The following is a 25,390-nucleotide window of genomic DNA, read 5'->3' as shown; positions in this document are numbered from 1 at the left end:
CCTGCTAGCTAACAAGAGGCGTCGCGAACGCCCTAAAGGAAAAGCCTTATGTCCCTGCCACGTCCATGGTTTCACTGCGCCCTTGCCCTGGGCGGCCTGTTGCTGAGCGTTGCCTCGGTGGCCCAGGTCGGCCGGGTTGAGCTGGGCGCGGCCGCGTCCCAGGCCGACTTGACCATGGGTTGCCTATACCCGATGACCGAGCGCGCAGCGATCTACGGCCAGGACAGCATCGCCGGGGTGCAAGTGGCGTTGATCGAATTGCAGGCCATGCGCGAGGCGGGCGACAAGGTGCCGCGCCTGCGGGTGATTATCGATGACGACCAGTCCAAGGCCTCCTATGGCGTAGGCCTGGCGAAGAACTTCATCCACCAGGATGGCGTGCAAGTGTTGTGCGGCATGGTGTCGTCGGGCGTGGGCCTGGCGGTCAGCGAGTTGGCCAAGCGCGAGCAGGTGCTGATGATTGGCACTGACCACGCGTCCTCGCGCATGACCCTGGAAAACGGCCACCCCTGGTATTTTCGCGTCACCAACGACACTTGGACCTCCATGGCCGCCGGCGCCCGCTACCTGCAGGCCCTGCAAAAGGAAACCGGGTGGAAACGCCTGGCCTTTATCGGCCCCGACTACGAATACGGTCACGTCTCGCGCGACGACCTGCACGAAGCCTTCGCCCGACTCGGCGTGGCGTTCGAGGACGTCACCGAGCTGTGGCCGCGCCTGTATGAGCCGGATTACTCGGCCTACATTGCCGCCCTCGAGCAGGCCAAGCCCGACGTGATCGTCTCGGCCCTGTGGGGCGGGGATTTCCACGCCTTTGTCACGCAAGCAGCGGGCACGCGGCTATTCGAGACCTCGCGCCTGGCCAACTTCGATACGGGCGGCAACTACGATTTTCTCGTCTCGCTGGGCGACAAGGCGCCGCCGGGGCTGATCCTCTCGGCCCGCCACCACAACAACTGGCCCGACACGCCGCGCAACCGCTCCTTCGTCCAGCGCTTCCAGGCCCTCAACGGCCGCTACCCGACCTACGCCGCCCAAGGCGCCTACACCGGTGTGATGGTGTTGGCCAAAGCCTTCGAGAAGGCCGGTGGTAGCACCGACACCCAGGCCCTGATCCACGCCCTCGAAGGCCTGGAAATCGCCTTGCCGGAAGACCCGCCCGGGTTCGTCTCACGCATCGACCCGCGCACCCACCAGCTCCAGCAAACCCAAGCCATCGGCACCCCGGTGGCCAACAGCCAGTTCCCCCCGGCCCAGGTCATGCTGGGCAACTGGGCCGTGTATTCGGCGCAAGAGCTGCAAATGGACAGCGCCACGATCAACCGCCGCTTGGCCACGCACGCCGCTGGCAAGCCGCGCCCCGAGGGCCGAGCCCCTTAACCACCCCTGTGTCTTGAATCGAGAATGGAAAAAGCCATGCACAACTATAAAAAAAGCGCACGCAAACACCCCTTGGCCCTGGCGATCACCGCCGCTGGCCTGGCCTTGAGCCTGAGCACCACGGCCCTGGCCGCGGAAAACGGCAAGTTCCGCATCGGCGTCGTGACCTTCCTGTCCGGCCCGGCGGCGGGGCCGTTCGGCGAGCCGTCGGCCAACGCGGCAAAAATCCTCGTGGAAGGGCTGAACCAGGGCAAGTTGCCCGCGCCCTACAACACCCTGGGCATCAATGGCGCCGAAATCGAAGTGGTGCTGATCGACGAAGCGGGCGGGGCGGCCAAGCAGGTAGAGGAATTCCGCAACCTGGTGCAGCGCCAGAAGGTCGATGCGGTGGTGGGCTACATCTCGTCCGGCGATTGCCTGGCCATCGCCCCAGTGGCTGAAGAATTGGGGGCGATGACCGTGTTCTACGATTGCGGCACTTCCCAGTTGTTCAAGGAGGACAAGACCCCGCAATTCGTCTTCCGTACCAGCCTTGATGCTGCCGTGGACAACATTGGCGCCGCCCGTTACCTGACCAAGACCCGCCCTGACGCGCAGAAAGTCGCCGGCATCCAGCAGAACTACGCCTGGGGCCAGGACAGCTGGAACGACTTCACCCACTCCATGGAGCAGTTGATGCCCAAGGCCAAGGTGGTCGAATCGCAAATGCCGAAAGTCTTCCAGGGCCAGTACGGCGCCGAGATTTCCGCGTTGTCGGTCAAGCGCCCGGACATCATCCACTCCAGCTTCTGGGGCGGCGACATGGAAGCCTTGGTGCTGCAAGCCAACGCCCGTGGCCTGCTGGAAGACGCCACCGCCGTGCTCACCTGCGGTGAGTCGGCCCTGGCGCGCTACAAGGACCAGGCCCCGGACGGCATGATTATCGGCGGCCGTGGCCCGTTCGGTGCCTTCGCCCCGGAAAACGACCTCAACCGCTGGTTCAAGGACAAGTACCAGGCCACCTACAACACCGCGCCGACCTACCCGGCGAGCAAAATGGCCCAGGCCATCCTTGGCCTCAAACACGCCGCGGAAAACGCCAAGGCGCAGCCGGGCAAGGTGCCAGCACCGCTGGAAATCGCCAAGGCGTTCAAGGGCGCGACCTTTGAGTCGGTGTCCGGCACCGTGCAAATGGCCCGCGCCGGTGGCCACCAGGCCATGCAAGGTATCGCCTACGGCGAATACCACTACGACAAGGCCGCCAAGCAGGGCAGCGTGCAGAACGTCATCGCCTTCTCCGGCGAGTGCGTGACCCCGCCAGACGGCACCACCGCGCTGGAATGGATCAAGGCCGGGTTCCCGGGCGCGCAGTGCAACTGAACCGCCCCGCGTGATTGAGCCACTGTGGCGGGCCTGCGGGCGCCGCCACCTTTTTGCCAAGGTAGGACCTCTATGATGAGTCTCTTCGCGGTGCTGATCGACGGCACCATCTATGCCTCGTGGCTGTTTCTGGTCGCGGCCGGGCTCACGGTGATTTACGGGGTCATGCGCATCCTGAACATGGCCCACGGCAGCTTCTACGCCATTGGCGCCTACACCGCCGCCTCGCTGGTGGGCTGGTATTTCAACAATGGCATCGGCCCGGTGTGGGCCGGTTACCTGTTGATGCTCGGCTGCGCCCTGGTGGCAGGCCTGATCGTGGGCCTGATTATCGAGCGCGGCCTGCTCAAGTTCATGTATGGCCGCGATGAAGTACTGATGGTCATCATCACCTACGCGCTGCTGCTGGTGTTGGAAGACACCATGAAGATGATCTGGGGCGTGAACCCCTATTTCGCCTACCAGCCCTACGCCGAAATGGGCCGCAGCGCCCTGGCCGGGCTCAAGGTGTCCAATTACGACCTGATGCTGGTGGGCGTCTCGGCGGTGCTGGGCCTGGGCCTGTGGCTGTGGCTGGAACGCACGCACCAGGGCAAGGTTTTGCGGGCGGTGATCCACGACCGTGAAGTGGCCATGGCCATGGGCGTGAACGTGCGGCGCATGTTCACCCTGGTGTTTGTGCTGGGCACCATGCTCGGCACCCTGGCCGGCGCCTTGACCGCCCCGGCGATTTCCGTGGTGCCGGGCATTGGCGTGGAAATCATCGTGCTGGCCTTCGCCGTGGTCGTGGTCGGCGGCATGGGCAGTATCGAAGGCGCGGCCGTGGGCGCGTTGCTGGTGGGCTTGAGCCGGGCGGCGGCGGTGCATTACGCCCCCGAGTTCGAGCTCTTTGTGATTTACGGCGTCATGGCGCTGGTGCTGGCGGTACGCCCCCAGGGCCTGTTCGGCCGCGTCGTTGCGAGGAAGATCTGATATGCGCCTGGATAAAACCGAACTGATTTTGCTGGGCGTTGCCGTGGCCCTGGCCGCCGGCGGCTGGATCGCGCCGCAGTGGCTGGTGTTTTTGCTGACCATGGCGCTGGCCAAGGCCATGGTGGTGCAGGGCGTGGTGATGCAGATGCGCGCCGGCCTGGTGACCTTTGGCCAGGGCCTGTTCTTTTGCGTCGGCGGCTACGCCGTGGGCATGAGCGGGCACTTCTTGAACATCAGCGACCTGGCCGTGCTGCTGGCCATCGGCGTGGGGGCGGCGGTGTTGCTGGCCATGCTCCTGGGCCTGTTGATGACCCGCTACCGCGAGATCTTCTTTGCCATGCTGTCGCTGGCATTCTCGATGATTCTCTACGGCGTGCTGGTCAAGAGCTCGGGCCTGGGCAGCACCGACGGCTTCAACGTCAAGGCCTGGACCCTGTTCGGCTGGTCGCCGGCCCATGGCCAGGCGCCTTTGGCGCTGTTCGTCATCATCGTCGCCACCTCCGCGGTGCTCGCGGTGTTGCTGCACCGCTATGGCCGCAGCAGTGCCGGGATGATGTGCGAAGCGATCCGCGAGAACGAAGTGCGGGTCGAATACCTGGGCCAGTCGCCCCGCTGGGTGCTGTACATGAACTACGTCGCCGCGGCCGCGGTGTCGGCCCTGGGCGGTGGCTTCATGGCCCTGTCGGCCGGGCATATCGACCCGGAAATGGCGTACTGGATCACCTCCGGCGAGTTCGTCTTCATTGCCTTGCTCGGCGGCACCGCCCACGTGGCGGCACCCTTTATCGCCGCCATCGTGTTCGCGGTGGTGCGTACCTACGCCATCGAACTGGTGCCCCATAGCTGGCAGATGATTCTGGGCTTCACCCTGCTGGCCATCATTGTCTTTCTGCCCAAGGGCTTATGGAGCCTGTTTACCGGTCAAGCCAGGAGGGCCAAGGCATGAACTGCATTCTTGAAACGCGGGGCCTGTGCAAGTCGTTCGGCGCCGTCACGGCGGCCAAGGACGTCAACGTGCGCATCACCCAGGGCGAAGTGGTGGGGGTGATCGGCTCTAACGGCGCCGGCAAAACCACCTTCATCAACATGGTCACCGGCTACCTCAAACCCAGCGGTGGCGAGATCCTGTTCAACGGCGATTCGATCATCGGCCGCACGCCCCGGGCCATCACCCGCGCCGGCATGGCGCGCTCGTTCCAAGTGGCGCAGTTGTTCCCGCAACTGAGCGTGCTGGACAACCTGTTGATTGCCGTGTCCGCCGCCGAGAGCCCGTTCCCGGCCTTGCTTGCGCCGATGCGCAGCGCACCGCGCATTGCCCGCGCCGACGCGATCCTCGCCGAGTTCGGCATCAGCCAGTGGCGCGACACCCTGGTCACTGCGGTGCCGCAAGGGGTGCGCAAGCTGATCGACATCGCCATGGCGCTGATCGGCGACCCGCAAATGCTGCTGCTGGACGAGCCCACCAGCGGCGTCAGCGCCGAAGAAAAAACCGCGCTGATGGACACCGTGATGAAAGTGGTGGCCGAGCACCGGGTGACGGTGTTGTTCGTCGAACACGATATGGACGTGGTACGCCGCTATGTCTCGCGCATCCTCGCCTTCTACAGCGGCGAAGTGCTGGCCGACGGCGCCCCCGAAGAGGTGCTGGCCAACGCGCGGGTGCAGGAATTCGTCACTGGCGGCCCCAAGGCCCACAAGGAGGTGCAGCAATGAGCCTGGAAATCCGCAACCTGAACGTGGCCATCGACGGGGTGCCGATCCTGCACGACGTGTCGCTGTACGTGGGCCCGGGGCAAATGGTCGGCCTGATCGGCCATAACGGCGCCGGCAAGACCACCCTGATCCGCGCCATCATGGGGCTGCTGCCCGCCGATTCGGGGTCGATCTTCTTCAATTGGCAGGATTTGTGCGCGCAACCGGCGTTTACCCGCGCCACCGCCGGCATCAGCTACCTGCCCGAAGACCGTCGCCTGATCCCGTCGCTGACGGTGGAGGAAAACATCCTGCTGCCGGTGTGGGCCAACAAGTTGGCCGACAGCGCGCAGCGCCTGGAATGGGTCTATAGCTTGATTCCCGAGATCGCCCAGTTCCGCGACCGCAAGGCCATGCAACTGTCGGGCGGCCAGCAGAAACTGGTGGCCCTGGCGCGGGCTTTGATGCCGGGCAACAAGCTGTTGATCCTGGACGAGCCTTTCGAGGGCGTGGCGCCGGTGCTGTCCCGGCGCTTGAGCGAGGTGATCGCCAAACTGGGCCAAGAGGGCCTGTGTGTGCTGATCTCCGAATCCGATGACACTCACTCTGCCGACCTGGTCGATGCCGTGTTTCGCATCGAACGCGGCAGCGTAACCGCAGGGTAGGGCGCAAGCATGTCGACATTTAACTTTGAAACCACGCCCCGGGTGATTTGCGAAATCGACGGCGCCTTGCGCCTCGGTACGCTGTGCCGGGAACTCAAGGCCGAGCGGGTGCTGCTGGTGAGCGACCCGGGCCTGCTGCGCGCCGGTTTGCTCGACGCGCCGTTGCAGGCGCTGTGTGAGGCCGGCGTGGAGGCAACGCTGTACAGCGACGTACAAGCCGACCCGCCCGCGGCCTCGGTGCAGGATGCCGTGGACGCGGCGCGCAACTGCCGCGCCCAAGCGGTGATCGGCTTGGGCGGCGGCAGCTCCCTGGACACCGCCAAACTCGTCGCCCTGCTGTGTGGCCGCGAGCAGGCACTGGAGGCGATCTACGGCATCAACCTGGCCCAAGGCCCGCGCTTGCCGCTGATCCAGGTGCCGACCACGGCGGGCACCGGCTCGGAGGTCACGGCGGTGGCGATCGTCACCACCCCCAGCCACGAGAAAAAAGGCGTGGTTAGCCCCTTGCTGTACCCGGACATCGCCTTGCTCGATGCGCGCCTGACCGTGGGCCTGCCGGCCGCCGTGAGCGCCATGACCGGGGTGGACGCCATGGTCCACGCCATTGAGGCGTACACCAGCGTGCACAAGAAAAACGTGCTTTCCGATGGCCTCGCCGTGCAGGCCCTGCGCCTGCTGGCGGGCAACCTCGACCGGGTGCTGGCCGAGCCCGGCGACCTGGCGGCACGCTCGGACATGCTCCTGGGCTCGATGCTGGCGGGCATGGCGTTCGCCAACTCGCCGGTGGCGGCGGTGCATGCCCTGGCTTATCCGCTGGGCGGGCAGTTCCATGTGCCCCACGGCCTGAGCAACGCCCTGGTGCTGGTGCCGGTACTCAATTTCAACCGGCCGGCGGCCGAGGCGTTGTACGCCGAGCTGGCCACGGCGGTGTTGCCGGGCCAGCGCTTCGCCAGCCCGGCCCTGGCCTGCGACGCCTTTATCGGCTTTATCACCGCACTGGTGGCGCGCATGCCGTTTGCCCAGCGTTTGCAGGAGGTGGGCGTGAGCGCCGAGGACCTGGATCGCCTGACCGACGACGCGATGAAGGTCGAGCGCTTGCTCATCAACAACCCGCGCCCGGTGCGCCGCGAAGACGCCCGCGCCATCTACGCCTCGGTGTTGTGACCCCAGGCCCTTGAGAGGAATGAGCATGAATTACGAATTCAGAAGCGTGCCCCGTGTGGTCTGCGAGGCCGGTGCGTTAAGTAGCGTCGGCACCCTGCTAGCGGGCCTCGGCGCGCAACGGGTGATGTTGGTGTGCGACCCGGGCATCGTCGCCCTGGGCTTTGCCGCCCAGGCGCAAACGGCGCTGGCCGCGGCCGGTTGTGCGGTGACGGTGTACGACCAAGTCGTGCCGGACCCTTCGGCCACGGTGGTCAAGCAAGCCGCCGAGCAAGCGCGCTCGTTCCAGGCCGATGCGGTGCTGGGCCTGGGTGGCGGCAGTTCCCTGGACGCGGCCAAACTGGTGGCCTTGCTGATCCGCAGCGAGCAACCCCTGGAAGACCTTTACGGCACCGACAAGGCCCTGGGCCAACGGGTGCCGCTGGTGCTGGTGCCAACCACGGCGGGCACCGGTTCGGAAGTGACCTGGGTGTCGGTCATCACTGACGAGCAGCAACGTAAACAAGCGGTGTATTCGCCGCAATTGATGCCCGACATCGCCGTGCTCGACCCCGAGCTGACTCTCGGCCTGCCGCCCAAAGTCACCGCGGCCACGGGCCTGGACGCCATGGTCCACGCCATCGAGGCCTACACCAGCCGCACCCGCAAGAACCCCATCGCCGATGGTTTGGCCATAGCCGCTTTGGCGCTGCTGGGCGCCAACCTGCGCAAGGTGTTGGCCGATGGCCGCGACGTCGCCGCGCGCACCGCGATGCTGCAAGGCTCGCTGATGGCCGGCATGGCATTCGTCAATGCCTCGGTGGCGGCGATCCACGGTTTGGCTTATCCGCTGGGCGCGCGCTTCCACATTCCCCACGGCCACGCCAATGCCCTGGTGATGGCGCCGGTGTTGCGCTTCAACCTGCACGCGGCCCAGCGCCAATATGCCGAATTGGCGGCGTACCTGTTGCCCGGGGAGCATTTCGAGCATGAAGCGCACGCGGCGCTCGCTTTTGTCCAGGCCATCGAGGCCCTGGTGGCCGACAGTGGCCTGGAGCTGCGCCTGTCCAACCTTGGCGTGGACGAAGCGGCGTTGCCGCTGATGGCCACCGAGGTGGTGGTGGGCATCCGCCGCCTTATCGACAGCAACCCCACGGACATGACCGAGCACGATGTAGAAGCCATCTACCGCGGCATCTACTGACCCACGCTATGGCGCCCGCGCCGCAACGCGGTACGCGGGCGTATCGGCTTTACCCCTGGCTTTTTACGGATCGTCCGCAACTGCGCAGGGCAGGGTTTTACCTGCGTTTTAACCAAGAGAATAAAAACAATGAAAGGTCGTACCTGCTCCAACGCTCAACTGGCCCTCAGCAGCCTGGCCCTGGCCATCACGGCACTGCCCGCCGCGGCCCAGGAAAGCGCCGGGTTCTTCGAGGACGCCAAGGCCAGCCTCACGGCGCGCAATTTCTACATCAACCGTAATTTCACCAACCCGGCGTATTCCCAGGGCAAGGCCGAGGAATGGACCCAGAGTTTCATCCTCGACGCCAAGTCCGGCTTCACCCAGGGCACCGTGGGTTTTGGCGTGGATGTGCTAGGCCTGTACGCCCTCAAGCTCGACGGCGGGCGGGGCACCACCAACACCCATTTACTGCCGGTACACGACGACGGCCGTCCGGCCGATGACTTCGGGCGCCTTGGAGTGGCGCTCAAGGCGCGGCTGTCCAAGACCGAGCTGAAAGTCGGCGAGTGGATGCCGGTGCTGCCGATCCTGCGTTCCGACGACGGCCGCTCCCTGCCGCAGACCATGCGCGGGGCACAGGTTACGTCCCAGGAAATCGACGGCTTGACCCTTTACGGTGGCCAGTTCCGTGGCAACAGCCCGCGCAACGACGCGAGCATGGACGATATGTCGATGACCGGTTTGGGCGGGGTCACCTCCGATCGCTTCAATTTCGCCGGTGGTGAATACACGTTCAACGACAAACGCACGATGCTCGGCCTGTGGAATGCCGAGCTAAAAGACATCTACAACCAACAGTTCATCAACCTGGTGCACAGCCAAGCCGTCGGTGCCTGGACCCTGGGCGCCAACCTGGGCTACTTCATCGGCAAGGAAAGCGGCAGCGAGCGGGCAGGGGAGTTGGACAACAAAACCGCCTCGGCCATGCTCTCGGCCAAGTACGGTAGCAGCACCTTCTATGTGGGCTTGCAAAAGGTCAGTGGCGACAACGCCTGGATGCGTGTCAACGGCACCAGCGGCGGCACCCTGGCCAACGACAGCTACAACTCAAGCTACGACAACGCCAAAGAACGCTCCTGGCAATTGCGCCACGACTACAACTTCGCCGGCGTCGGCGTGCCGGGCCTGACCCTGATGAACCGCTACATCAGCGGCGACAACGTGCACACTGCCACCGTCAGCGACGGCAAGGAGTGGGGCCGGGAGAGTGAACTGGCCTACGTGATCCAAAGCGGCAGCCTGAAAAACCTCACGCTGAAATGGCGCAACAGCACGTTGCGCCGCGATTACAGCAGCCTGGAGTTCGACGAAAACCGCCTGATCGTCAGCTACGCCTTCTCGGCGCTCTGATACTGCACGCCCGCATCCGCTTCAGTTCTTGGCACTGAGGCGGGTGCGGGGGCACGACTCAGCCCAGCCATTGAGAAGGTGGTTGTTTTTCAGGGCGAAGCAGGGCGTGCCTGGAACACTTCGCATAGGCGCTTGCAATGCCAACCGCCCATAGAAAAACAGCGCCGTCAGCCAGGTGGTCAACCAAACGAAAAACCCCGCCCAAAAGGTGTGGGACATGTAGTGCCAACCTTGCAGTACCCGGGTGGTGCCGTAAAAAAAGCCCAGTAGCAGCACCGCCATTAGCAACTTGCGCGCATGGGCCCAGCGGTGGCGCAGGGCAACGAAATACAGGGCCAGCAAGGTAAACCCGCTGGACGCATGGCCGCCCGGCCAGCAGCGACCAGCCCCGGCCTTGTCCAACCACGTGAAATTCTCGAACCATTCCTTGCGCAACTCAGTGCCACCGTAGAGCGTGGTTTCCACCGGGCAGTACACGCTGGTGTGGCTTTTGAGGTAATGGATAACCAGGGTGCACAGGGCAAAAGCGACGACGACGAACAGCAAGTCGCGGCGGTGCCGGGTGGTAAAGCGCAGCAACGGGGCGATGCGGGTTTTCTCCAGAAAGCGGCTGGGCCGACGGCTGGCAAGGCGTGGCCAGACAAACGACAGCAACGAACCGATCAGCGCCCATTCGCCGGTCCAATCCGGCAGGACCCTGGGCCATTTATGGGTGACGATCTCGAACCAACGGCTTTGGCGCATCAGGAATTGGCCACTGGCAGGGTCAACCAACAGGTTGCTGATAGCGCGGTCCAACTCCGTCAGGTCAAACACTAGGAACACCGCCATCGCCAGCAACATCGGCAGGCCCAGGTTGAATAGATAGAAGCGCGAACGGGACGGTGCCTGCATGTTCATTGCCCGGCGCCGGCGGCAAGTGTGCGCCACTGGTTGGCGTTCATCTGGCCGAGGATGCGCGCTTTGCCCTGGCTGCCCATGGAGATGAACAGGGCGCTGGCATAGGCGCTTGAACGCTCGCCGCCAGGGACGTTCAACTGACGCTCGACATAGTCGATGCAACCACTGTGGGTCACCAGCACCAGGTTGTGGCCTTCGGTTTTGTGCTTGAAAGCCGTGTCGGCGAAATCCCGGTCGCATCGGTTCAACCAGTCCTGGGTGGCAACGGCATCGCCGAACATAAAATGCGCCGTCTGCTGCGTGCGCACCGTAGGGCTGCTCAGCACTTGCGCCTGCTCCAGGCCCAAGCGCTGAATGCCTTGGCCTACGTCGGCCGCGGCCTGACTTCCTTCGACTGTAATACCACCGGGGTCGCCCAGGCAGGGGTTCGGCGAGCGGTCGCAACGCTCGGCATGGCGGATCAGGACAATCACCGCACCTTTGGCCCAATCGGCGTAAATCCCGCGGCTGAGCATTTGCTGTTCATTGCCCACATTCATGATGAGAGTCCTCGACGAAAGCCAGGTGGTCAGCGCGACCAGGGCCAGCAGGGTAAACAGGCCAATGGCCAGCGCTTTTGCGCCGGGCCGGCGGCGCCACTTAGGGCGGGATGCAAACACGGGGGTTTCGATAGCGCCTTGCAGCATGCTGTCACTCCGACAGGCAGGACGGGAATGTGAGCACTGTAGGAGCGGGGGTGTGGGGGGAGGGTGAAGGGGAAGTGAAAAAAACCTTATGGAGCGGGGGTTGTTGCAGTGTCTATTTATAACTCAACTAAAGAACCATTTAGTTTAGTTATAATCATCAGCTATTAAGGAGGAGGGTAGCGCATTAAATGAACTAGGGGTCGTTCATCCTTGGTCGCTATCTTCCAAGCATGTGCGTTATCTTGCAAAGCTGCAGCAGACACGTGTAATCGGTAACAAGCCACGTAAATCAAGGGCTCCAGCGTTGCGAAGCTCCTGGCTTTGGTGTCTAAGAACTGAACAAAAATGAGTGAAAGGACTGTTGTAATGACAAATTTGTCGCCCTGGATGGTTGAAAGCGCTTATCGCTATTTGAAGGCTGCGAAGCACCTTAGACGTGGCCATGACATGCTGGACATTGCGCAGATCAATGCTGCAATTGGCATGGAAATCCTGCTCAAAAGCTTCGTATCAAAGCCCAATGGCAACCTTGGCCAGGTCAATGAAACTTACGAACTGGACATGGGCGCAATAAAAACTGCGCATGAGCATTTGAAAGCGACAGACAGAATTCCGGCTTATCGGAAAGACAAAGGGCCTAATAAGCACGATCTGCTTACGTTGTTTCATGCGATACCTGAACCGATCAGGCAACGTATCCGGCTTGATCGTCACGAGCATTGGATCGAGAAGGATCGGGAAGTTTTCACTAATGCGCGTTATCGATATGAAGCCGGAGCTCCTGGAGGTTACGACGATATTTTGATCGGTGTCTTGGACGAACTGATTGAGGACGTTGTGCATTGGTATCGTGAGCTGGGTAGCAAAGATGTGTTCATCGTGTGTTACGGAATGACGCCGGCCGATTTTCAGCCCAAGCCAGGCAAGGAGCCTAAACCGTCATGAGCCTGGCTTCAAATCTGACCGCCAGAGCCCCCCAGCTCCGCATAGGATGGTTCGCATAATGTATATTATGTTAAACCATATGCTATGTCAGATATGTTCATAAGCCTCCTAAGCTGCTGATTCGACAAACCCGTGTAATGAGGTGGCCGCCAATGAAGCTGGTTCAATGTCGTTTCTCGTCCGGTCAGCGCGTGCCACTGCTTGTGCAGGATGGTCCAGCGGCGCCATTGCCCATACTCATTCCGTTCATCTACGTCCAACTCAAACTCAGACATCGCGCTTACAGCACTGCTACGGCTCATCTACGCGCGATTCAATGCTGGAGAGTTCGACGCTATCGCGATACTCCGGCACTGAAACCGACCACCCCAACTCCAGACTGATACGCCGGCGCAGCACATCCGACGCGTTAGGTTCCCCGTGGACGACAAAGGTATGTTTTGGAGGTCGCTTGAACCCACGCAGCCACTGCATGATTTCATCGGCGTCGGCGTGTGCGGACAGTGTTTGCATTGGAACTACCTCGGCACCGATTGGCACTTCTTTGCCGTGGATACGAACCGAAGACGCTCCCGCAACAATTTGCGCGCCACGGGTGCCACCGGCTTGGAAGCCAGGCATCAGCAGCGTGTTAATCGGATTGGGAGCCAGTGCCTTGAGGTGATGGACCACCCGCCCTCCTGTCGCCATGCCGCTGGCGGCGATAATCACCGCTGGGGTGCGTTGCTGATCAAGCGCTCTCGAATCATCTACGGTGCGTACGAATTGCGCCACATGGCACATACCTTCGCAGTCTTCCATGGATAATCTGTGCTCGCTCCGAAAGCGCTGGTACAGAATCGTGACATCAGTGGCCATCGGGCTGTTGAGGTAGATTGGGATATCGGGAATCGCCCGTTTGCGCTTCAACTGATACAGGTGATACATCAGCAACTGAGCGCGCCCAACCGCGAACGATGGTACGAGGGTGATCCCTCGGCGTAGCGCCGTGCGGGTGATGACCTCGGCCAATTGCGCCTGTGGCGACTCGTCCGGATGTTGGCGATCACCGTAGGTAGACTCCACCAACAGATAATCCGCTTGTTCTACAGCTTCCGGAGCGAACATCAAAGGATCGTCAGGCCGCCCCAAATCCCCTGAAAACACCAACGTCTGGCCGCCAGCAATCACCTCCACCGTCGCGGCCCCCAGGATATGCCCGGCACAACGAAGTTGAATGGTCATATCCGAGGCAATTTTCAACTTGTGGTGCAACTCCACCGGCCGCAACAGTTTTAGTGCTCGCTCGGCATCTTGCTCAGTGTAAAGCGGCAACGCCGGGCTGTGCTTTGAGAAGCCATGCCGATTGGCAAACTCAGCCTCCTCTTCCTGCAGTCGGCCACTGTCCAGCAGCAGAATTTTCACCAGCTCACAGGTAGCGGGCGTGGCGTAGACCGGGCCGCGATACCCATTGCGCACCAGGACAGGTAAATAGCCGCTGTGGTCGAGATGGGCATGGGTCAGGACAATGGCGTCGAGATCGCTGACCGGAAGCTGGAACGGGTCCCGATTGTGTAATCGCAGTTGTTTGTAGCCTTGGAACAGACCGCAATCGATCAGCACATGTTGGTTGCGATGGTCCAGCAAGTACTTGCTACCCGTCACCGTACCCGCGGCACCTAGAAATGTGATTCGCATGGCCGTTTTCCTTGCGCATTCAGGGGGAGCGCTATTGATCGCTCCTTTTGGCTCACGGCAAGTTGATTTTTATCAACTGCAAGCTCTACGGCGTTGCTTTAAATCGGGCAAGGCTAATGGCTTGACGATCATCAAGCTGCACGGTGCCCGGTTCAACACGCTTTCGGCGGTATCGCCGATAAACCGCTCAGGCCCATGGTGATAAGCCGTGCCCAGCACTACCATGTCGAAAGCATGCTGTTGAGCGAACAGTGCAATAACCTTGTCGGGGGAGCCCGTCAATAAATGTCGGTGGGCATCCTTGATGCAGTAGCGCTCGGCAAGCACATCGAAAGCCTCTTGTTGGGCATCCTCGATAGCGTCTCTCAAATTCTCATCAAGACTGCCTGTCGGTACACTCATCGGCGCATCGCCTATCTCTGACCAACGACTGACGTTAAGCAAGTGCAACTGCGCACCGCAACTGGCCGCCAGAGTAGAGGCCAGGTCGAGTATTCGGTCATTCAATCCCTGAGTGAGCTCCTCCAGATGGGACAGATCGATCGCCGCGAGAATTTTCAAGGGCTTGGGATTTTGGGCGCTGGTCACCAGGTGCAGGTGGGTCGGACACTCGCGTAGCAATCGCCAGTCCACAGGCCGATGAAAGGCGCGGTCCAGAGCCGGCACATAATGGGTGTCCTTGATCACCAGGTCCGGAAGAAAGTCGTTCACGTATTCCAGCAGGTTTGTCAGGTTCGACCTGGCCCAGACCACTTCGGTGGTCACCTGTATGCCGCTGCATCGTTGAAACCGGGCCTGCTGCTCCAGCCAATGACGGTGAACCTGCAGATAGCCTTCTCGTGCCTGTGCCATCGCGTCATGGTCAAGCAGACCGGCTACCGCCAGGGCCTGGACATAATCGAACGCGACAATGTGCAATAAGGCACCGGTTGCACCCGCCAAGGCATGTGCACGCTCAAACGCCGGGGTCAGGGTCATTTCGCTGGGGGCTATCAATAGAATGCGTTTGAGTTTGAGCATCACATACCTCGCCCTGAAACCTGCCTGAGTGCAAACCCGCCTGGTTGTCGAGCCTTGGGTCAAACGTTTGTTACTCGAGCGAACTCATGACTGCAGCCAGCAACAAGTCCTGTCGACTTGTTGCGACCGGAAAGCGGCAGTTCGATTATTTGGCGTTATGCCGAGGGGGGATCTGACTTTTATCAACTATTCAACAGCTATCGTTAACGGAGCGACTGGCTTTCGATGACTTAAACCCTTGTTGATTCAGCTCAACGATTTTCCGGCTTCCTCGCGCAGAACTACGCAGATGCACTGCCTCCCCTATCGCTGGAGATTTGCCATGCTGGCAGTCACGCTGATCAATACGCTGGTGGTGGTCATCGCCGTAGTGATCCACTACGAATGCCTGTTACGCCTGAATGACTGGCTGCCCCGGCTCAAGGTGTGGAACCGCTTCAGAATCGTGGTTGGCGTATTCGGCGCCCTCCTGGCCCACGCCATAGAGGTCTGGTGCTTTGCGCTGGTCTATTACCTGATGGTGCACTCAGGGGGATGGGGCAGCCTGACGGGCAACTTCGACGGTTCGCTGATGGACTGCGTTTACTTTTCCTTTACGACGTACACGACCATCGGCTTCGGCGATATTTCGCCTGTGGGCAACCTCAAATACTTGACCGGCCTGCAAGCCCTTACCGGGCTGGTGCTCATCACATGGACCGCATCCTTCCTGTTTCTGGAAATGCAAAAGTACTGGAAGCGCAAATAATCCCCTTTCTGACTCGTATCAGACTCAACTGACGGTCTGGATCAAGTCTGGTACGCACAGGATCTAGACCGCCAGAACGCAGCAGGGCACCTGATACAGAATATGCTCTGTCGTGCTGCCCAGAAGCTTGTCCACACCATGGGACTGGACTCTGCCCATCACGATCACATCCACATTGTGTTCATCGGCAAACTCACTCAACGCCTTCACCGGGTTTCCCTCAATGAAATGCCGACGATCGGAGGGCACTCCGAACCGATCTGCCAACTCAATGAACGACGTTTCCAGGTCTCTGCGAAGCGCGTGGGTCAGGTCAGCGAGGGTCAGGCCGCCTATGTCCGCCAGAAAAGCGGCCGAGATATCGCAGGCATACAGCAAATGCAGCTCGGCGTTGCACTGCATCGCAAGGCTGCAAGCCTGCTTGATGATTCGGTCGTTCAGTTCATTGTCGGTAGACTCGACATCCGATACCTCGACCGCTGCTACTACCTTGCGAGGCAAAACGAAGCTGCTCCCGCCCACCAGAAACACCGGCACTGGACAGTGACGCAACAAATGCCAATCCAACGGGGTGAAGAAGGCCCGCTTGAGCGCGGACTCATGCTGAACCTCCTTGACCAACACGTCGGGTTGCATGTCCGTGACGTGTTCAATGATGTCTTGCTTGATGTCCTCGGCCCAGGCCACCTCGGTGGTCACCTCTATCCCCCTGCCACGCAAATTTTCGGCCTGAGCCTCAAGCCAGCCGCGATGGTCCTGCAGGTACCGCTCCCGACCCGATTCTCGATCGCCCTCTTCAAGCAGCGATAACCATTTGGACGAAGGGCTCAGCGCCGCGATATGCAAACTTGCACCGCTGGCCTTGGCCAGCGCCGCTGCATGATTAATGGCTGAGGAATGGCGCAACGCCGGGTTGATGATCAGTAACAGGCGTTGATACTGGCTCATGAAAAATCTCCCGTGGGGTGGATATTCGGCTCAGCCTGGACGTCATGTGCCTGCAGTTGCTCGGCACTCAGATAATCGCTCATGAACTTCTCCTCTAGAGGATCAGGCCACCAACAGGTTTTTTCGATTCTGAGCGCCTGCAGCGCTCATGACTTGATTTGCATCAAATCTCAAAGACTGCATATGAATTGAATTGCGCATGGGAGCCAGCCGACAGAACGGTTTTCTACCCGTTTGTCTGTTACGTCCACAATAGGTCGGAAAAAACAGTGGTTTGGGCTATTAGCACCTATGCTAAGCCCATCCATACGGGGGCATTTAGATCATGTCTGAAGCCAGGCCGTTTCAAAGTCAAAACCTAAAGTCTGCATGTTCCAACTGCAGCGTCTTGGAGCTGTGCCTGCCGCTTGGCCTGACCGGTCCGGAAATCGAACGTCTCGACACACTGATCGTGCAACGATTCAAGGTCAAAAAGGGCGCGGCGCTTTATCGCGCAGGCGACCCGTTGCGTTCGCTGTATGCGGTGCGAATCGGTTCGTTCAAGACTAGCGTGCTGTCGGTCGATGGTCGCGAGCAAGTCACGGGGTTCCAGATCCCCGGCGAAACGCTTGGTCTGGACGCCATCAGCACCGATCTGCATGCGTGTAATGCCGTTGCTTTGGAAGATAGCGAGGTCTGCCCCATCCATTTTGCTCACCTGGAAAAACTTGCCCGAGAACTGCCTTCGTTGCAGCACAACCTGAACAAAATCCTCAGCCGGGAAATCGTTCGCGATCACGACATGCTGATGATGCTGGGCAACATGAACTCGGATGAACGCCTGGCCGCTTTTCTCCTCAATTGGTCGCAGCGCTTGAAGGCCCGTGGTTATTCGTCCAGCAGTTTTGTGCTGAAAATGCGTCGGGAGGAAATTGGCTCCTATCTGGGCCTGCGCCTGGAAACCATCTGTCGAGGCATTGCGCACCTGCGTGACCAGGGACTGGTGGAAATAAGCGGCCGCGACGTCAACATCCTGAACATGGGCGGGCTCAAGCAACTGATCGTGGGCTGCAATCGCAACCTCCGTTGACACCTCCAACCTGGAGAATCTACATGCGTGCCATGGTTCTGGATGGCGCTGTTGCGCACAGGTCAGTTCAACGACGCGACAATGCTCATTCCCTGACACGCGACCTGACCACCAACAGACTGCCCGGCACAGAGTACAACGCCCGCTCTGTATTGCTGCCGATCAACCGATCGAGCCCCACCCGATGCGCAGTACCCATCACCACGACATCGGCCAGGTATTGCTCGACAAACTCACTGATCACCGGCACCGGCAGTCCCATGACGAAATGCCGTCGCTCCGGTGGCACCCCGTGACGCTCCGCCAGTGCAACAAACGCCTGGTGCAAGGATTGACGCAGTTCTTCGCTCAGATCCACGCCCCAACCGCCCCCGGCCAATGGCGCGTCGCTGTTGAAAGCAGGCGATAGGTCATAGGCGTAAAGCAGGTGCAACGGCGTATCGCATTGCAGGGCCAGGACGTTGGCCGTCTGAATGATGGTGTCGTTCAAACCGCTCAATTGTGTCGACGGATCGAACGGATCCACTGCCGCCACGATTCGGTGCGGCAAGCTGTAACGAACGTGGTTGACCAGATGCACGGGGATCGGGCATTCACGCAACAAGTGACAATCGAGCGGGGTGATGAACACTCGCTTGAGCACAGGTTCAAGGGTTACATCCTTGATCAACAGGTCGGGTTTGAGATCCTCGACCGTCTTCAAGATATCCAGCAGTGCATGGGTGGTGAAGACGGCCTTGACCGTCACCTCCAGCCCCAGGTCGCTGAGTCGATCGAGCTCTTCGGCCTCCCAGCGGCGGTAGCGACGCAAATACCGCTGTTGCTCTGCGTCATCGACTTTTTCTTGCCATAAATGCACCACCGGTGCCGGTTCGACAAAGGCCCGCACATCCAGTACGGCCCCGGCTGCCTTGGCCAAGGCGACGGCACGTAGCTGGGCGGGAGATTGATGCAGGGTTTGGTCAGCGATCAGCAGAAAACGTTGATATTGCCCCATCACACACCTCCGTCCGACTCCGGTCGTACAGTGCCGGGATGTTTTCAAGACTGCGCTCTATCAGCTGGCGCGGTTTGATTTACATCAAGCCCACGCAAACCGGTGCCGCCGGCACAGCTGTCTGATCCAGATCAGATTCAAACGTGGCCAGCGGAGTAGAAAAGAACTCAAACGCGAATTTTTTGCCGCATGCCAATCTTGCAAACCGCACTGGAGGAACACCCCATGCTTACCGTCAAAGACCACAACGATCGGGCCGCGGCCACCTATGCCGCGGTCGACGGCCAATACTGGATAGAAGCGCTCAGGGACGGTCGCCACGTTTTGATCCGACCACTGGCGCAGAAGGATCGCGACCGTGAATACGCCTTCATCAAACGGCTGTCTCCCGAATCCAGTCATATGCGCTTTCTCGCGCAGATCAGCGAACCCGGCGCTGCGATGCTCAATCAGTTGATGGACACGGACAACAAACAGCGTGTGGCCTACATCGCCCTGGTCCATGACAACGGGCAACTGGTCGAGATCGGTATCAGCCGTTACGCGGCCACCCGTGAGCAGGAGTGTGAATGTGCCGTCACGGTCGCCGATGAATGGACGCAGCTGGGTCTGGGCGCATTGCTGATGGACCACCTGATCAAGGCAGCCCGCAAAAACGGCTTTCGCCAGATGTATTCAGTGGACTCGTCCAGCAATGCCCCCATGCGCGACCTGGCCAAGGCGCTCGGATTCGAAACGCACAATGATCCCGACGACAGCCATCAGGTGATTCATCGACTTTACCTGTAGAAAATCGCCCCCGCGATGTTCCCGCCAATGGCTCATCGCGGGGCGATCCAGCCCTCAGGATTGCAGCTTTCTTCCTGGCTTGATCGCCAGCACACTGCACGGCGCCCGATGCAGGAGTTGCTCGGCGGTGGTTCCGATTAATTTGCTCAAGCCCCTGTGCTGCACCGTGCCCATGACAACGACATCGGTACGGTGGTCCGAGACGAATTCACAGATACTCGGCACGGGTACCCCCTCAATGAACTGACGACGTTCCGGAGGCACGCCGTGACGTTCAGCGATGGAGGCAAATGTCTCATGCTGTGCCGTTCCCCGCATCTCATAAACGCCGGTGGCCAGCGGCAATGCGCCAAAGCCCATGTCTTGGACGTATATAGCCGTCCAGTCATACACATGCAGCAACTCAAGACTGGCATCACAGACCGCCGCCAGTTTCGCCGCTGCCTCGATAATCTGGTCGTTGAACACACGGTCCTGATCTTCATCGCGCAACACATCAATGATGGCCAGCACGTTGCGTGGTCGGGCATTCAACGCAGTCGTCACCAGATGCACCGGTACAGGACAATCGCGTAGCAGCTGCCAATCCAGCGGAGTAAAAAATACTCGCTTGAACGCTGACTCTTCCTGGGCGTCCTTGATGATCAACATCAGCGGCATCTCATTGATGAAGTTCAGAATCTCCTCATAAGGATGCTGTACCCACACCACCTCGCTGGTGACCTCGACACCCTGCTTGCTCATCAATCCAGCCTGCTCCACAAGCCATTGGCGATGGGTTTGCAAATAGCCGTCCCGAGCTCGCTTGAATTGTTCCGGGGCGAACAGCCCGGCCACCGCCAGGGCCTGGGAATAGTCGAACGCCACGATATGCAACGGAAATTGCATCGCGAGCGCCAGCGCAGCAGCCCGGTCAAATGCCGGTGTCCGAGCCATGGCTGAAGGAGCGATCAAGAGTAAACGTTGAGATTGCGACATGGGGCACCTCAGCACACGGCCATTTCAATCCGAGAGTAGAACCACAGATTGATTACTCCTTGTTCCGACCACTTGATTTTTATCAGTTGCGCGCGCGATATCCATCAGAACAGCCCCATTCCTGCCCATAACGCCAGGGTCAGCAACACCTGGCCCGGGATCACGTAAGCGGCGAAGCGGCGCCCGCCGCTGACCCACGCCACCACGCATTTGCTGACGGAGTTGCTGCTGATCGCAATCAGTACAGGCCCGACAATGGCATCAAAGGGTAACTGACCAGACTTGGCCAAGGTGGCAATCGACGCTGTGGAAGCATGTGCGTCGGCAAATCCGCTGAACGTTGCCGTCAACATTACCCCCAGCTGGCCGAAATGGCTGAGCATCACAGACGAAACAAAGGTAATGCCGGTCATGGTCAATGTGACGATCAGGGCCAGCTTGAGGTTGAACGCCCCACCGACTTTAATCGGCTGGTTGGCCTCGATCGCTGACTTGGGAAACATCAGGCATCCCCCATACAACACCGTGGCGGCGGCTCCCGACATCAATGGCCCCCACATATGGCGCAGCAAACCGGGATCGACCGCCCCCAGGATCAAGCCGACCTGCGTAACGGTGGCCATATTGGACAGGATCGCGGCCGCGCTCAGAACCTTGATATTGTTGGGCTGCCGGGCGACGAGATGACCCATGGCAGCGATCGTCACAGTGCTGGAAGCGAAACCGGAGGCAATGGCGCTGATCGCATATCCGTAGCGGGTCCCCAGGGCCCGAACGGCGATATGCCCAACTGCCCCCACTGCCATCAGCAATACGGTCAGACTGCAAATAGTGCGTAGATTGATGGCCGCGTAGGGACCGATAAAACGGTCCGGTGCCAAGGGGAGCACGACAAGCGCAGCCGTCAGCAGGATAAGGCCGTTGCCTAACTCCGCATCAGTCAATTGGCTGCGGGCAAAGTAGTGAAGCTTCTCCCGATAGGTCAGCAATCCTGCCATCACCACACCGACAGCAATCGCCAGCTCGGGGTTTGTGGCACACAACGCCCCCAATACCAACACCGTAAATAATGCTGCTTCGCTAGTCACCCCGGGGTCGTTGCTCAGGCTTCGCCAATAAGCCACGGTGACGAGCAACCCCAGAGCGATGGCCAGGATGCCCACCAGCAAACCACCACCGACCTGCATCGCCACATAACCCAGCAACGCCGTAATGGCGAACGTCCGTAAACCGGCACAAGCGCGGGTTTCACCCTGATCCTTGTGCCGTTCGCGCTCAAGACCGATGAGCATGCCAATCCCCAGCGCTGCGGCTGCTCCTGTCAGCCCAATGGCTCCGTTCATTGGATCGTCAACTGGTTGAACTGCGCCCCACACTGGTCCACGTTGTTACTCCACGCGGTCGACGTAGACACGCTTGCCATTGAAGTAAGCCGTTTGACGGTCAGGCATCGGTCTTGTGTCGTCTGCCCGGCCGGTACCACTTGGCCAGACATGTGGCGCCTCGATACGCGCCTTGAGTTGGCCAACAAACGCCGGTGCTTCTCCCAGCGTGTAGACGTTCACTTGCAAGGCATCCATGCACACGACCCAGCAATGGCTTGCCGGTCTCTCCTTGATATCAATGATCATAGAGACCTCCGTACAGCTTCGAGTAAACGAGGACACCCTCACGGGGTGATCGCGACCTTCATCACGCCATCCCGTTGGTGCGCAAACAATTCATAAGCCGCTTCAATATCATCGAGTTTGAAACGGTGGGTCACCAGCGGCGACAGGTCCACTCCACCGCTTTGCACCACTGCCATCAAGCGACGCATGCGCTCTTTCCCGCCCGGACACAGAGTGGTGACAATGCTGTAGTCCCCCAGCCCTGCAGCAAAGGCGTCCAGGGGAATGCGCAGATCGCTGGAGTAAACACCGAGGCTGGACAGTCGACCACCCGGACGTAGTACGCGCAGGGCAGATTCGAAAGTACCCTGGGTACCCAGCGCCTCGATGGACACATCGACACCGCGGCCATCAGTAAGCGCCATGATCTGCTCGACTACGTTACCGTCCTTGAAGTTGACCACATGGGTCGCACCCAATTGTCGTGCGACAGTCATCCGCTCGGCCACGGCATCCACGCCGATGATCGTCGTCGCGCCTTTGAGGCGCGCACCCGCGACCGCACACAGGCCGATGGGGCCAAGGGCAAACACGGCAACGGTATCGCCGATATTCACCTCACCTCGTTCGGCCCCCGAAAACCCGGTAGACATGATGTCCGGGCACATCAGAACTTGCTCGTCACTGAGTTCATCAGGAATCGGGCATAAATTGGCAAGGGCGTCCGGCACCAGCACGTACTCGGCCTGGCAGCCATCGATGATGTTGCCGAACTTCCAGCCGCCGGTTGCGCGAAAGCCATGGCGGGTGTCTGGTCCTTCCTGGGAGCCGCAGCCACACAGGCAGGCATAACTTTGCCCGCTGGGCGTGATGGCACCGGCAATCACCCGTTGCCCTTCGATAAAACCGCGCACCTGCGATCCCAGCCGCTCAATGACGCCCACCGGCTCGTGGCCCACGGTCAACCCTTTGGCCACAGGGTATTCACCGCGCAAGATGTGTACGTCAGTGCCACAAATAGTTGTGGTGGTGATACGGATCAATGCGTCCAGCGGTCCGACTTCAGGGACGGGCTTGTCTTCCAGTACGATTCGGTTCTTTTCGACAAAAACAGCCGCTCTCATGGTTGCCATGGTGACCCCTCCTTTTACTTATGTAAGCCAAAGTCTGCAGGAGCCCAAAGACTGCGCCTGGGTATCGGACGAAAGATTGATAATGGTCAACAATTTCGTCACTGGACGAAGCCGGGACAACCGCACGTCGGGCAACACCCTCCATTCCCTTCCATTTGACAAAGATCAAACCCGGCGCCCTGAACAGCGGCAGGCTAGATTCAAGGCTTCACTGCCCAATAACACCGCAGCCATCGGGGCAAGCGATTACCTACCGGAGATCTGTCATGTCCGATCAATTACGCTTCATGCTGGTCGTTTCGCCGTTGATGGAAAACAGCCCCGCCTTCGACCGGGCCGCTGCCTTGGCCAAGGCCTCAGGTGCTGCCCTGCACATCGTGGCGTTCGATTATCTTGAAGGGCTGGCGACTGCAGGATTGGTCAATGGACAGGCACTGGAACAGATGCGGCTGGGCTATGTCGAGCGCCATCGTCAGTGGCTCGAAGACCAGGCCCGCCCCCTGCGCAAGATCGGTGTGCACGTCACCACGGAAGTCGTCTGGGTCGAAAGGCCTTTGCAGGAAATCCTCATACATCTCAAAGAACAGCCGATGGCCGTATTGATCAAGGCACTGGAACACGAATCGCTGTTGTCACGCCTGATGTTTACGCCATTGGATATCCACCTGCTACGTGAATGCCCGGTGCCCCTGCATTTTGTCAGTCATTCGCACAACACTTTACCGCGCAAGATCGTCGCCGCCGTTGACCCTTTTCATTCTGATGAGCAATACGAAGGCTTCAACGACCGTATTCTGCGCGAGGCCTCCAAACTGGCGAGCACCTGTAATGCAGAACTGGACGTGATCTACGCCCATGACCTTTCCAGCATCAGTGCGGACGAGTTCGGTTTCAGCAATGGATCGGCGTTTTTCTCCTCGGGAAAAGCCAAGTCGCTGTTCAAGGCGCAGGCTGATGCGTTTCGCGACCTTTCTGAACGCAATGGTATCCCGCCGGAACACCAGCACATGATCATGGGCAATCCGGCCAAGGTGCTGTCCAGCTATGCGCAGGCCTATGACACCGATGTGATTGTAATGGGACGCGTTGGACACCGCAGCATGGAGCGGTTGGTTGGCAGTACGGTAGAACATCTGCTGTACAAGTTACCCTGCAGCGTGTGGGTAGTTTCCCCGGAAAAAATCTGAACGATGGATAAAGCGCGTTTCAACAAAATAGGTAACGGGAGAATGAGGAATGAACGCTCAAATGACCGGGGTTACCTATTGACTCTGAGGAGGGTGTGGGCTAGGAAATGCGGGGCTTTCGGGGGGATCGGTTTTCAAGGGCTGGTCACAATCGCCGACTGTCGGCGTTGATAATATCTCTGATAAAGCGGCGCGCCGCCGCCGGCATTCCCAAAGGCGAGTTTTATTGGCCGGCGGTGGAAGCCCCCACCCCCGGGCGTCCTGCCGTATGAACAAAAACCCCACAAGTCGCAGTCTGTATCGACAGCAGATACAATCCGCCGCCTGCAGCTGAACGCAAACCCTACACGCCGAACTGAGGAAGCTATGAAGATTGGTCAAATAACACCGAGTAGAGCCGCGCCCTTCCTGGCTCTGATTGCGATATGGATGTTGCTGGGGTTGTTTATCCACTCTTTCGCTGGTGGTAGCCCATCAAAACCGCACTGGAGTCAAAGATGGTGGAATGATGAAGTGGTTCTTCACTCGGCAGGCATACTGTGTCGATATAGAGCCTTTCCAATCAGCGAACATTGGTTCTCACTAAGTGCACCAGGGATGGAGTGCAATGACCAAGAAAAACCAAACACGGTGAGCGACCTTGCAGATCAGCCCAATCTTCCGATTGTTTCATCTGAAACATTAGGCGGACAATCCGTTTACACGTCATTCCCGCCTGGAGCATTTATCATTGCTTCAGCATTCGTAAATCCTATCGCAAAATTTATGACAGGGCGGTTGCAGGATCTGAGTGCAACACGGTTATTGAATTGAAGCGGGAGCATCATGCCGCATCACCACGGCTTCTTGCATCACTTCGCCCATCACCTCGATCGGGCATTTGAAGTCGAAGCGTTTGC

General features: G+C 59.9%; 25 protein-coding genes. 15 read left to right on the top strand and 10 right to left on the bottom strand.

Going from position 1 to position 25,390, the window contains the following annotated elements; translation table 11 throughout:
* Positions 1 to 48: 48 nt before the first annotated feature.
* The 9 genes from AC19YT_RS06345 to AC19YT_RS06305 all read left to right on the top strand — a co-directional run bounded on the left by AC19YT_RS06345 (position 49) and on the right by AC19YT_RS06305 (position 9,804).
* Complete coding sequence (locus AC19YT_RS06345) at positions 49 to 1,380, top strand: ABC transporter substrate-binding protein (protein WP_095108293.1); 1,332 nt, start codon at positions 49 to 51, stop codon at positions 1,378 to 1,380.
* Positions 1,381 to 1,416: 36 nt separating this feature from the next.
* The gene (locus tag AC19YT_RS06340) at positions 1,417 to 2,739 is read left to right on the top strand and encodes an ABC transporter substrate-binding protein (protein ID WP_095108600.1); all 1,323 of its coding nucleotides are present in this window, start codon (positions 1,417 to 1,419) and stop codon (positions 2,737 to 2,739) included.
* A 72-nt stretch (positions 2,740 to 2,811) separates the two neighbouring features.
* On the top strand, positions 2,812 to 3,711 hold the full coding sequence (locus AC19YT_RS06335) for a branched-chain amino acid ABC transporter permease (RefSeq protein ID WP_095108294.1): 900 nt from the start codon (positions 2,812 to 2,814) through the stop codon (positions 3,709 to 3,711).
* 1 nt (position 3,712) lies between these two features.
* Positions 3,713 to 4,657 carry a branched-chain amino acid ABC transporter permease gene (locus AC19YT_RS06330; protein WP_500597879.1) on the top strand — a complete coding sequence of 315 codons (945 nt, stop codon included), beginning with the start codon at positions 3,713 to 3,715 and terminating at the stop codon, positions 4,655 to 4,657.
* Positions 4,654 to 5,424, top strand: a complete 771-nt coding sequence (locus tag AC19YT_RS06325) for an ABC transporter ATP-binding protein (RefSeq protein ID WP_095108296.1) — start codon at positions 4,654 to 4,656, stop codon at positions 5,422 to 5,424. Before AC19YT_RS06330 ends, AC19YT_RS06325 begins: the two co-directional genes overlap by 4 nt.
* On the top strand, positions 5,421 to 6,068 hold the full coding sequence (locus AC19YT_RS06320) for an ABC transporter ATP-binding protein (protein ID WP_095108297.1): 648 nt from the start codon (positions 5,421 to 5,423) through the stop codon (positions 6,066 to 6,068). The genes AC19YT_RS06325 and AC19YT_RS06320 overlap by 4 nt, the downstream gene beginning before the upstream one ends.
* Before the next feature lie 9 nt (positions 6,069 to 6,077).
* On the top strand, positions 6,078 to 7,232 hold the full coding sequence (locus AC19YT_RS06315) for an iron-containing alcohol dehydrogenase (protein WP_500609948.1): 1,155 nt from the start codon (positions 6,078 to 6,080) through the stop codon (positions 7,230 to 7,232).
* 25 nt (positions 7,233 to 7,257) lie between these two features.
* Complete coding sequence (locus AC19YT_RS06310) at positions 7,258 to 8,412, top strand: iron-containing alcohol dehydrogenase (protein WP_500609947.1); 1,155 nt, start codon at positions 7,258 to 7,260, stop codon at positions 8,410 to 8,412.
* A 129-nt stretch (positions 8,413 to 8,541) separates the two neighbouring features.
* Complete coding sequence (locus tag AC19YT_RS06305) at positions 8,542 to 9,804, top strand: OprD family porin (protein WP_500609946.1); 1,263 nt, start codon at positions 8,542 to 8,544, stop codon at positions 9,802 to 9,804.
* Between the two features lie 21 nt (positions 9,805 to 9,825).
* Here AC19YT_RS06305 and AC19YT_RS06300 read toward each other — a convergent pair whose 3' ends face one another.
* Complete coding sequence (locus AC19YT_RS06300) at positions 9,826 to 10,698, bottom strand: phosphatase PAP2 family protein (protein WP_500610001.1); 873 nt, start codon at positions 10,696 to 10,698, stop codon at positions 9,826 to 9,828.
* 2 nt (positions 10,699 to 10,700) lie between these two features.
* Complete coding sequence (pmrG, locus tag AC19YT_RS06295; RefSeq protein WP_256576547.1) at positions 10,701 to 11,390, bottom strand: lipopolysaccharide core heptose(II)-phosphate phosphatase PmrG; 690 nt, start codon at positions 11,388 to 11,390, stop codon at positions 10,701 to 10,703.
* 366 nt (positions 11,391 to 11,756) lie between these two features.
* On the opposite strand from pmrG, the gene AC19YT_RS06290 reads away from it, so the two are divergent.
* Positions 11,757 to 12,335, top strand: coding sequence for a hypothetical protein (locus AC19YT_RS06290; RefSeq protein ID WP_500609945.1), 579 nt, complete (start codon positions 11,757 to 11,759; stop codon positions 12,333 to 12,335).
* A gap of 291 nt (positions 12,336 to 12,626) precedes the next feature.
* On the opposite strand, the gene AC19YT_RS06285 is transcribed toward AC19YT_RS06290, so the two are convergent.
* Positions 12,627 to 14,012 carry an MBL fold metallo-hydrolase RNA specificity domain-containing protein gene (locus AC19YT_RS06285; RefSeq protein WP_095108359.1) on the bottom strand — a complete coding sequence of 462 codons (1,386 nt, stop codon included), beginning with the start codon at positions 14,010 to 14,012 and terminating at the stop codon, positions 12,627 to 12,629.
* A 72-nt stretch (positions 14,013 to 14,084) separates the two neighbouring features.
* Complete coding sequence (locus AC19YT_RS06280) at positions 14,085 to 15,032, bottom strand: universal stress protein (RefSeq protein ID WP_095108360.1); 948 nt, start codon at positions 15,030 to 15,032, stop codon at positions 14,085 to 14,087.
* 322 nt (positions 15,033 to 15,354) lie between these two features.
* On the opposite strand from AC19YT_RS06280, the gene AC19YT_RS06275 reads away from it, so the two are divergent.
* Positions 15,355 to 15,780, top strand: a complete 426-nt coding sequence (locus tag AC19YT_RS06275; protein WP_095108361.1) for a potassium channel family protein — start codon at positions 15,355 to 15,357, stop codon at positions 15,778 to 15,780.
* Between the two features lie 63 nt (positions 15,781 to 15,843).
* Here the strand turns inward: AC19YT_RS06275 and AC19YT_RS06270 are convergent, their stop codons facing one another.
* A complete protein-coding gene (locus AC19YT_RS06270) occupies positions 15,844 to 16,728 on the bottom strand; it encodes a universal stress protein (RefSeq protein WP_500609944.1) in 885 nt (294 codons plus the stop codon).
* Between the two features lie 325 nt (positions 16,729 to 17,053).
* Here AC19YT_RS06270 and AC19YT_RS06265 point away from each other — a divergent pair, with 325 nt between their 5' ends.
* Positions 17,054 to 17,797, top strand: a complete 744-nt coding sequence (locus AC19YT_RS06265) for a helix-turn-helix domain-containing protein (RefSeq protein WP_095108363.1) — start codon at positions 17,054 to 17,056, stop codon at positions 17,795 to 17,797.
* Between the two features lie 85 nt (positions 17,798 to 17,882).
* Here AC19YT_RS06265 and AC19YT_RS06260 read toward each other — a convergent pair whose 3' ends face one another.
* Complete coding sequence (locus AC19YT_RS06260; RefSeq protein WP_095108364.1) at positions 17,883 to 18,794, bottom strand: universal stress protein; 912 nt, start codon at positions 18,792 to 18,794, stop codon at positions 17,883 to 17,885.
* Between the two features lie 225 nt (positions 18,795 to 19,019).
* Here AC19YT_RS06260 and AC19YT_RS06255 point away from each other — a divergent pair, with 225 nt between their 5' ends.
* The gene (locus AC19YT_RS06255; protein ID WP_500609943.1) at positions 19,020 to 19,583 is read left to right on the top strand and encodes a GNAT family N-acetyltransferase; all 564 of its coding nucleotides are present in this window, start codon (positions 19,020 to 19,022) and stop codon (positions 19,581 to 19,583) included.
* Positions 19,584 to 19,637: 54 nt separating this feature from the next.
* On the opposite strand, the gene AC19YT_RS06250 is transcribed toward AC19YT_RS06255, so the two are convergent.
* From AC19YT_RS06250 to AC19YT_RS06235, 4 genes are all read right to left on the bottom strand, one after another.
* Entirely contained in the window at positions 19,638 to 20,561 is a 924-nt protein-coding gene (locus AC19YT_RS06250; protein WP_500609942.1) for a universal stress protein, read from the bottom strand.
* A gap of 104 nt (positions 20,562 to 20,665) precedes the next feature.
* Positions 20,666 to 21,904 (bottom strand): MgtC/SapB family protein, encoded by a 1,239-nt coding sequence (locus tag AC19YT_RS06245; RefSeq protein WP_500600334.1) that lies wholly within the window; start codon positions 21,902 to 21,904, stop codon positions 20,666 to 20,668.
* 45 nt (positions 21,905 to 21,949) lie between these two features.
* Positions 21,950 to 22,192 (bottom strand): hypothetical protein, encoded by a 243-nt coding sequence (locus tag AC19YT_RS06240; protein WP_095108368.1) that lies wholly within the window; start codon positions 22,190 to 22,192, stop codon positions 21,950 to 21,952.
* Positions 22,193 to 22,230: 38 nt separating this feature from the next.
* Complete coding sequence (locus AC19YT_RS06235; protein ID WP_095108369.1) at positions 22,231 to 23,304, bottom strand: NAD(P)-dependent alcohol dehydrogenase; 1,074 nt, start codon at positions 23,302 to 23,304, stop codon at positions 22,231 to 22,233.
* A gap of 266 nt (positions 23,305 to 23,570) precedes the next feature.
* Between AC19YT_RS06235 and AC19YT_RS06230 the strand changes: the two genes are divergently transcribed.
* Together AC19YT_RS06230 and AC19YT_RS06225 are read left to right on the top strand one after the other, a co-directional pair.
* A complete protein-coding gene (locus AC19YT_RS06230) occupies positions 23,571 to 24,491 on the top strand; it encodes a universal stress protein (protein ID WP_095108370.1) in 921 nt (306 codons plus the stop codon).
* Between the two features lie 366 nt (positions 24,492 to 24,857).
* Positions 24,858 to 25,304: a hypothetical protein gene (locus AC19YT_RS06225; RefSeq protein WP_500609941.1), complete on the top strand. Its 447-nt coding sequence runs from the start codon at positions 24,858 to 24,860 to the stop codon at positions 25,302 to 25,304.
* The last annotated feature ends 86 nt before the right edge of the window (positions 25,305 to 25,390 follow it).

It is taken from the genome of Pseudomonas sp. MF08875 (genome assembly GCF_059862525.1).
Note: the sequence above shows the minus strand (reverse complement) of the source record. Positions and strands in the feature narration are given on the sequence as shown.

Excerpts from the sequence above, each read along its gene's own strand:
- AC19YT_RS06345 (WP_095108293.1), top strand. The coding sequence starts at position 49 with ATGTCCCTGCCACGTCCATGGTTTCACTGCGCCCTTGCCCTGGGCGGC.
- AC19YT_RS06340 (WP_095108600.1), top strand. The coding sequence starts at position 1,417 with ATGCACAACTATAAAAAAAGCGCACGCAAACACCCCTTGGCCCTGGCG.
- AC19YT_RS06335 (WP_095108294.1), top strand. The coding sequence starts at position 2,812 with ATGATGAGTCTCTTCGCGGTGCTGATCGACGGCACCATCTATGCCTCG.
- AC19YT_RS06330 (WP_500597879.1), top strand. The coding sequence starts at position 3,713 with ATGCGCCTGGATAAAACCGAACTGATTTTGCTGGGCGTTGCCGTGGCC.
- AC19YT_RS06325 (WP_095108296.1), top strand. The coding sequence starts at position 4,654 with ATGAACTGCATTCTTGAAACGCGGGGCCTGTGCAAGTCGTTCGGCGCC.
- AC19YT_RS06320 (WP_095108297.1), top strand. The coding sequence starts at position 5,421 with ATGAGCCTGGAAATCCGCAACCTGAACGTGGCCATCGACGGGGTGCCG.
- AC19YT_RS06315 (WP_500609948.1), top strand. The coding sequence starts at position 6,078 with ATGTCGACATTTAACTTTGAAACCACGCCCCGGGTGATTTGCGAAATC.
- AC19YT_RS06310 (WP_500609947.1), top strand. The coding sequence starts at position 7,258 with ATGAATTACGAATTCAGAAGCGTGCCCCGTGTGGTCTGCGAGGCCGGT.
- AC19YT_RS06305 (WP_500609946.1), top strand. The coding sequence starts at position 8,542 with ATGAAAGGTCGTACCTGCTCCAACGCTCAACTGGCCCTCAGCAGCCTG.
- AC19YT_RS06300 (WP_500610001.1), bottom strand. The coding sequence starts at position 10,698 with ATGCAGGCACCGTCCCGTTCGCGCTTCTATCTATTCAACCTGGGCCTG.
- pmrG (WP_256576547.1), bottom strand. The coding sequence starts at position 11,390 with ATGCTGCAAGGCGCTATCGAAACCCCCGTGTTTGCATCCCGCCCTAAG.
- AC19YT_RS06290 (WP_500609945.1), top strand. The coding sequence starts at position 11,757 with ATGACAAATTTGTCGCCCTGGATGGTTGAAAGCGCTTATCGCTATTTG.
- AC19YT_RS06285 (WP_095108359.1), bottom strand. The coding sequence starts at position 14,012 with ATGCGAATCACATTTCTAGGTGCCGCGGGTACGGTGACGGGTAGCAAG.
- AC19YT_RS06280 (WP_095108360.1), bottom strand. The coding sequence starts at position 15,032 with ATGCTCAAACTCAAACGCATTCTATTGATAGCCCCCAGCGAAATGACC.
- AC19YT_RS06275 (WP_095108361.1), top strand. The coding sequence starts at position 15,355 with ATGCTGGCAGTCACGCTGATCAATACGCTGGTGGTGGTCATCGCCGTA.
- AC19YT_RS06270 (WP_500609944.1), bottom strand. The coding sequence starts at position 16,728 with ATGAGCCAGTATCAACGCCTGTTACTGATCATCAACCCGGCGTTGCGC.
- AC19YT_RS06265 (WP_095108363.1), top strand. The coding sequence starts at position 17,054 with ATGTCTGAAGCCAGGCCGTTTCAAAGTCAAAACCTAAAGTCTGCATGT.
- AC19YT_RS06260 (WP_095108364.1), bottom strand. The coding sequence starts at position 18,794 with ATGGGGCAATATCAACGTTTTCTGCTGATCGCTGACCAAACCCTGCAT.
- AC19YT_RS06255 (WP_500609943.1), top strand. The coding sequence starts at position 19,020 with ATGCTTACCGTCAAAGACCACAACGATCGGGCCGCGGCCACCTATGCC.
- AC19YT_RS06250 (WP_500609942.1), bottom strand. The coding sequence starts at position 20,561 with ATGTCGCAATCTCAACGTTTACTCTTGATCGCTCCTTCAGCCATGGCT.
- AC19YT_RS06245 (WP_500600334.1), bottom strand. The coding sequence starts at position 21,904 with ATGAACGGAGCCATTGGGCTGACAGGAGCAGCCGCAGCGCTGGGGATT.
- AC19YT_RS06240 (WP_095108368.1), bottom strand. The coding sequence starts at position 22,192 with ATGATCATTGATATCAAGGAGAGACCGGCAAGCCATTGCTGGGTCGTG.
- AC19YT_RS06235 (WP_095108369.1), bottom strand. The coding sequence starts at position 23,304 with ATGGCAACCATGAGAGCGGCTGTTTTTGTCGAAAAGAACCGAATCGTA.
- AC19YT_RS06230 (WP_095108370.1), top strand. The coding sequence starts at position 23,571 with ATGTCCGATCAATTACGCTTCATGCTGGTCGTTTCGCCGTTGATGGAA.
- AC19YT_RS06225 (WP_500609941.1), top strand. The coding sequence starts at position 24,858 with ATGAAGATTGGTCAAATAACACCGAGTAGAGCCGCGCCCTTCCTGGCT.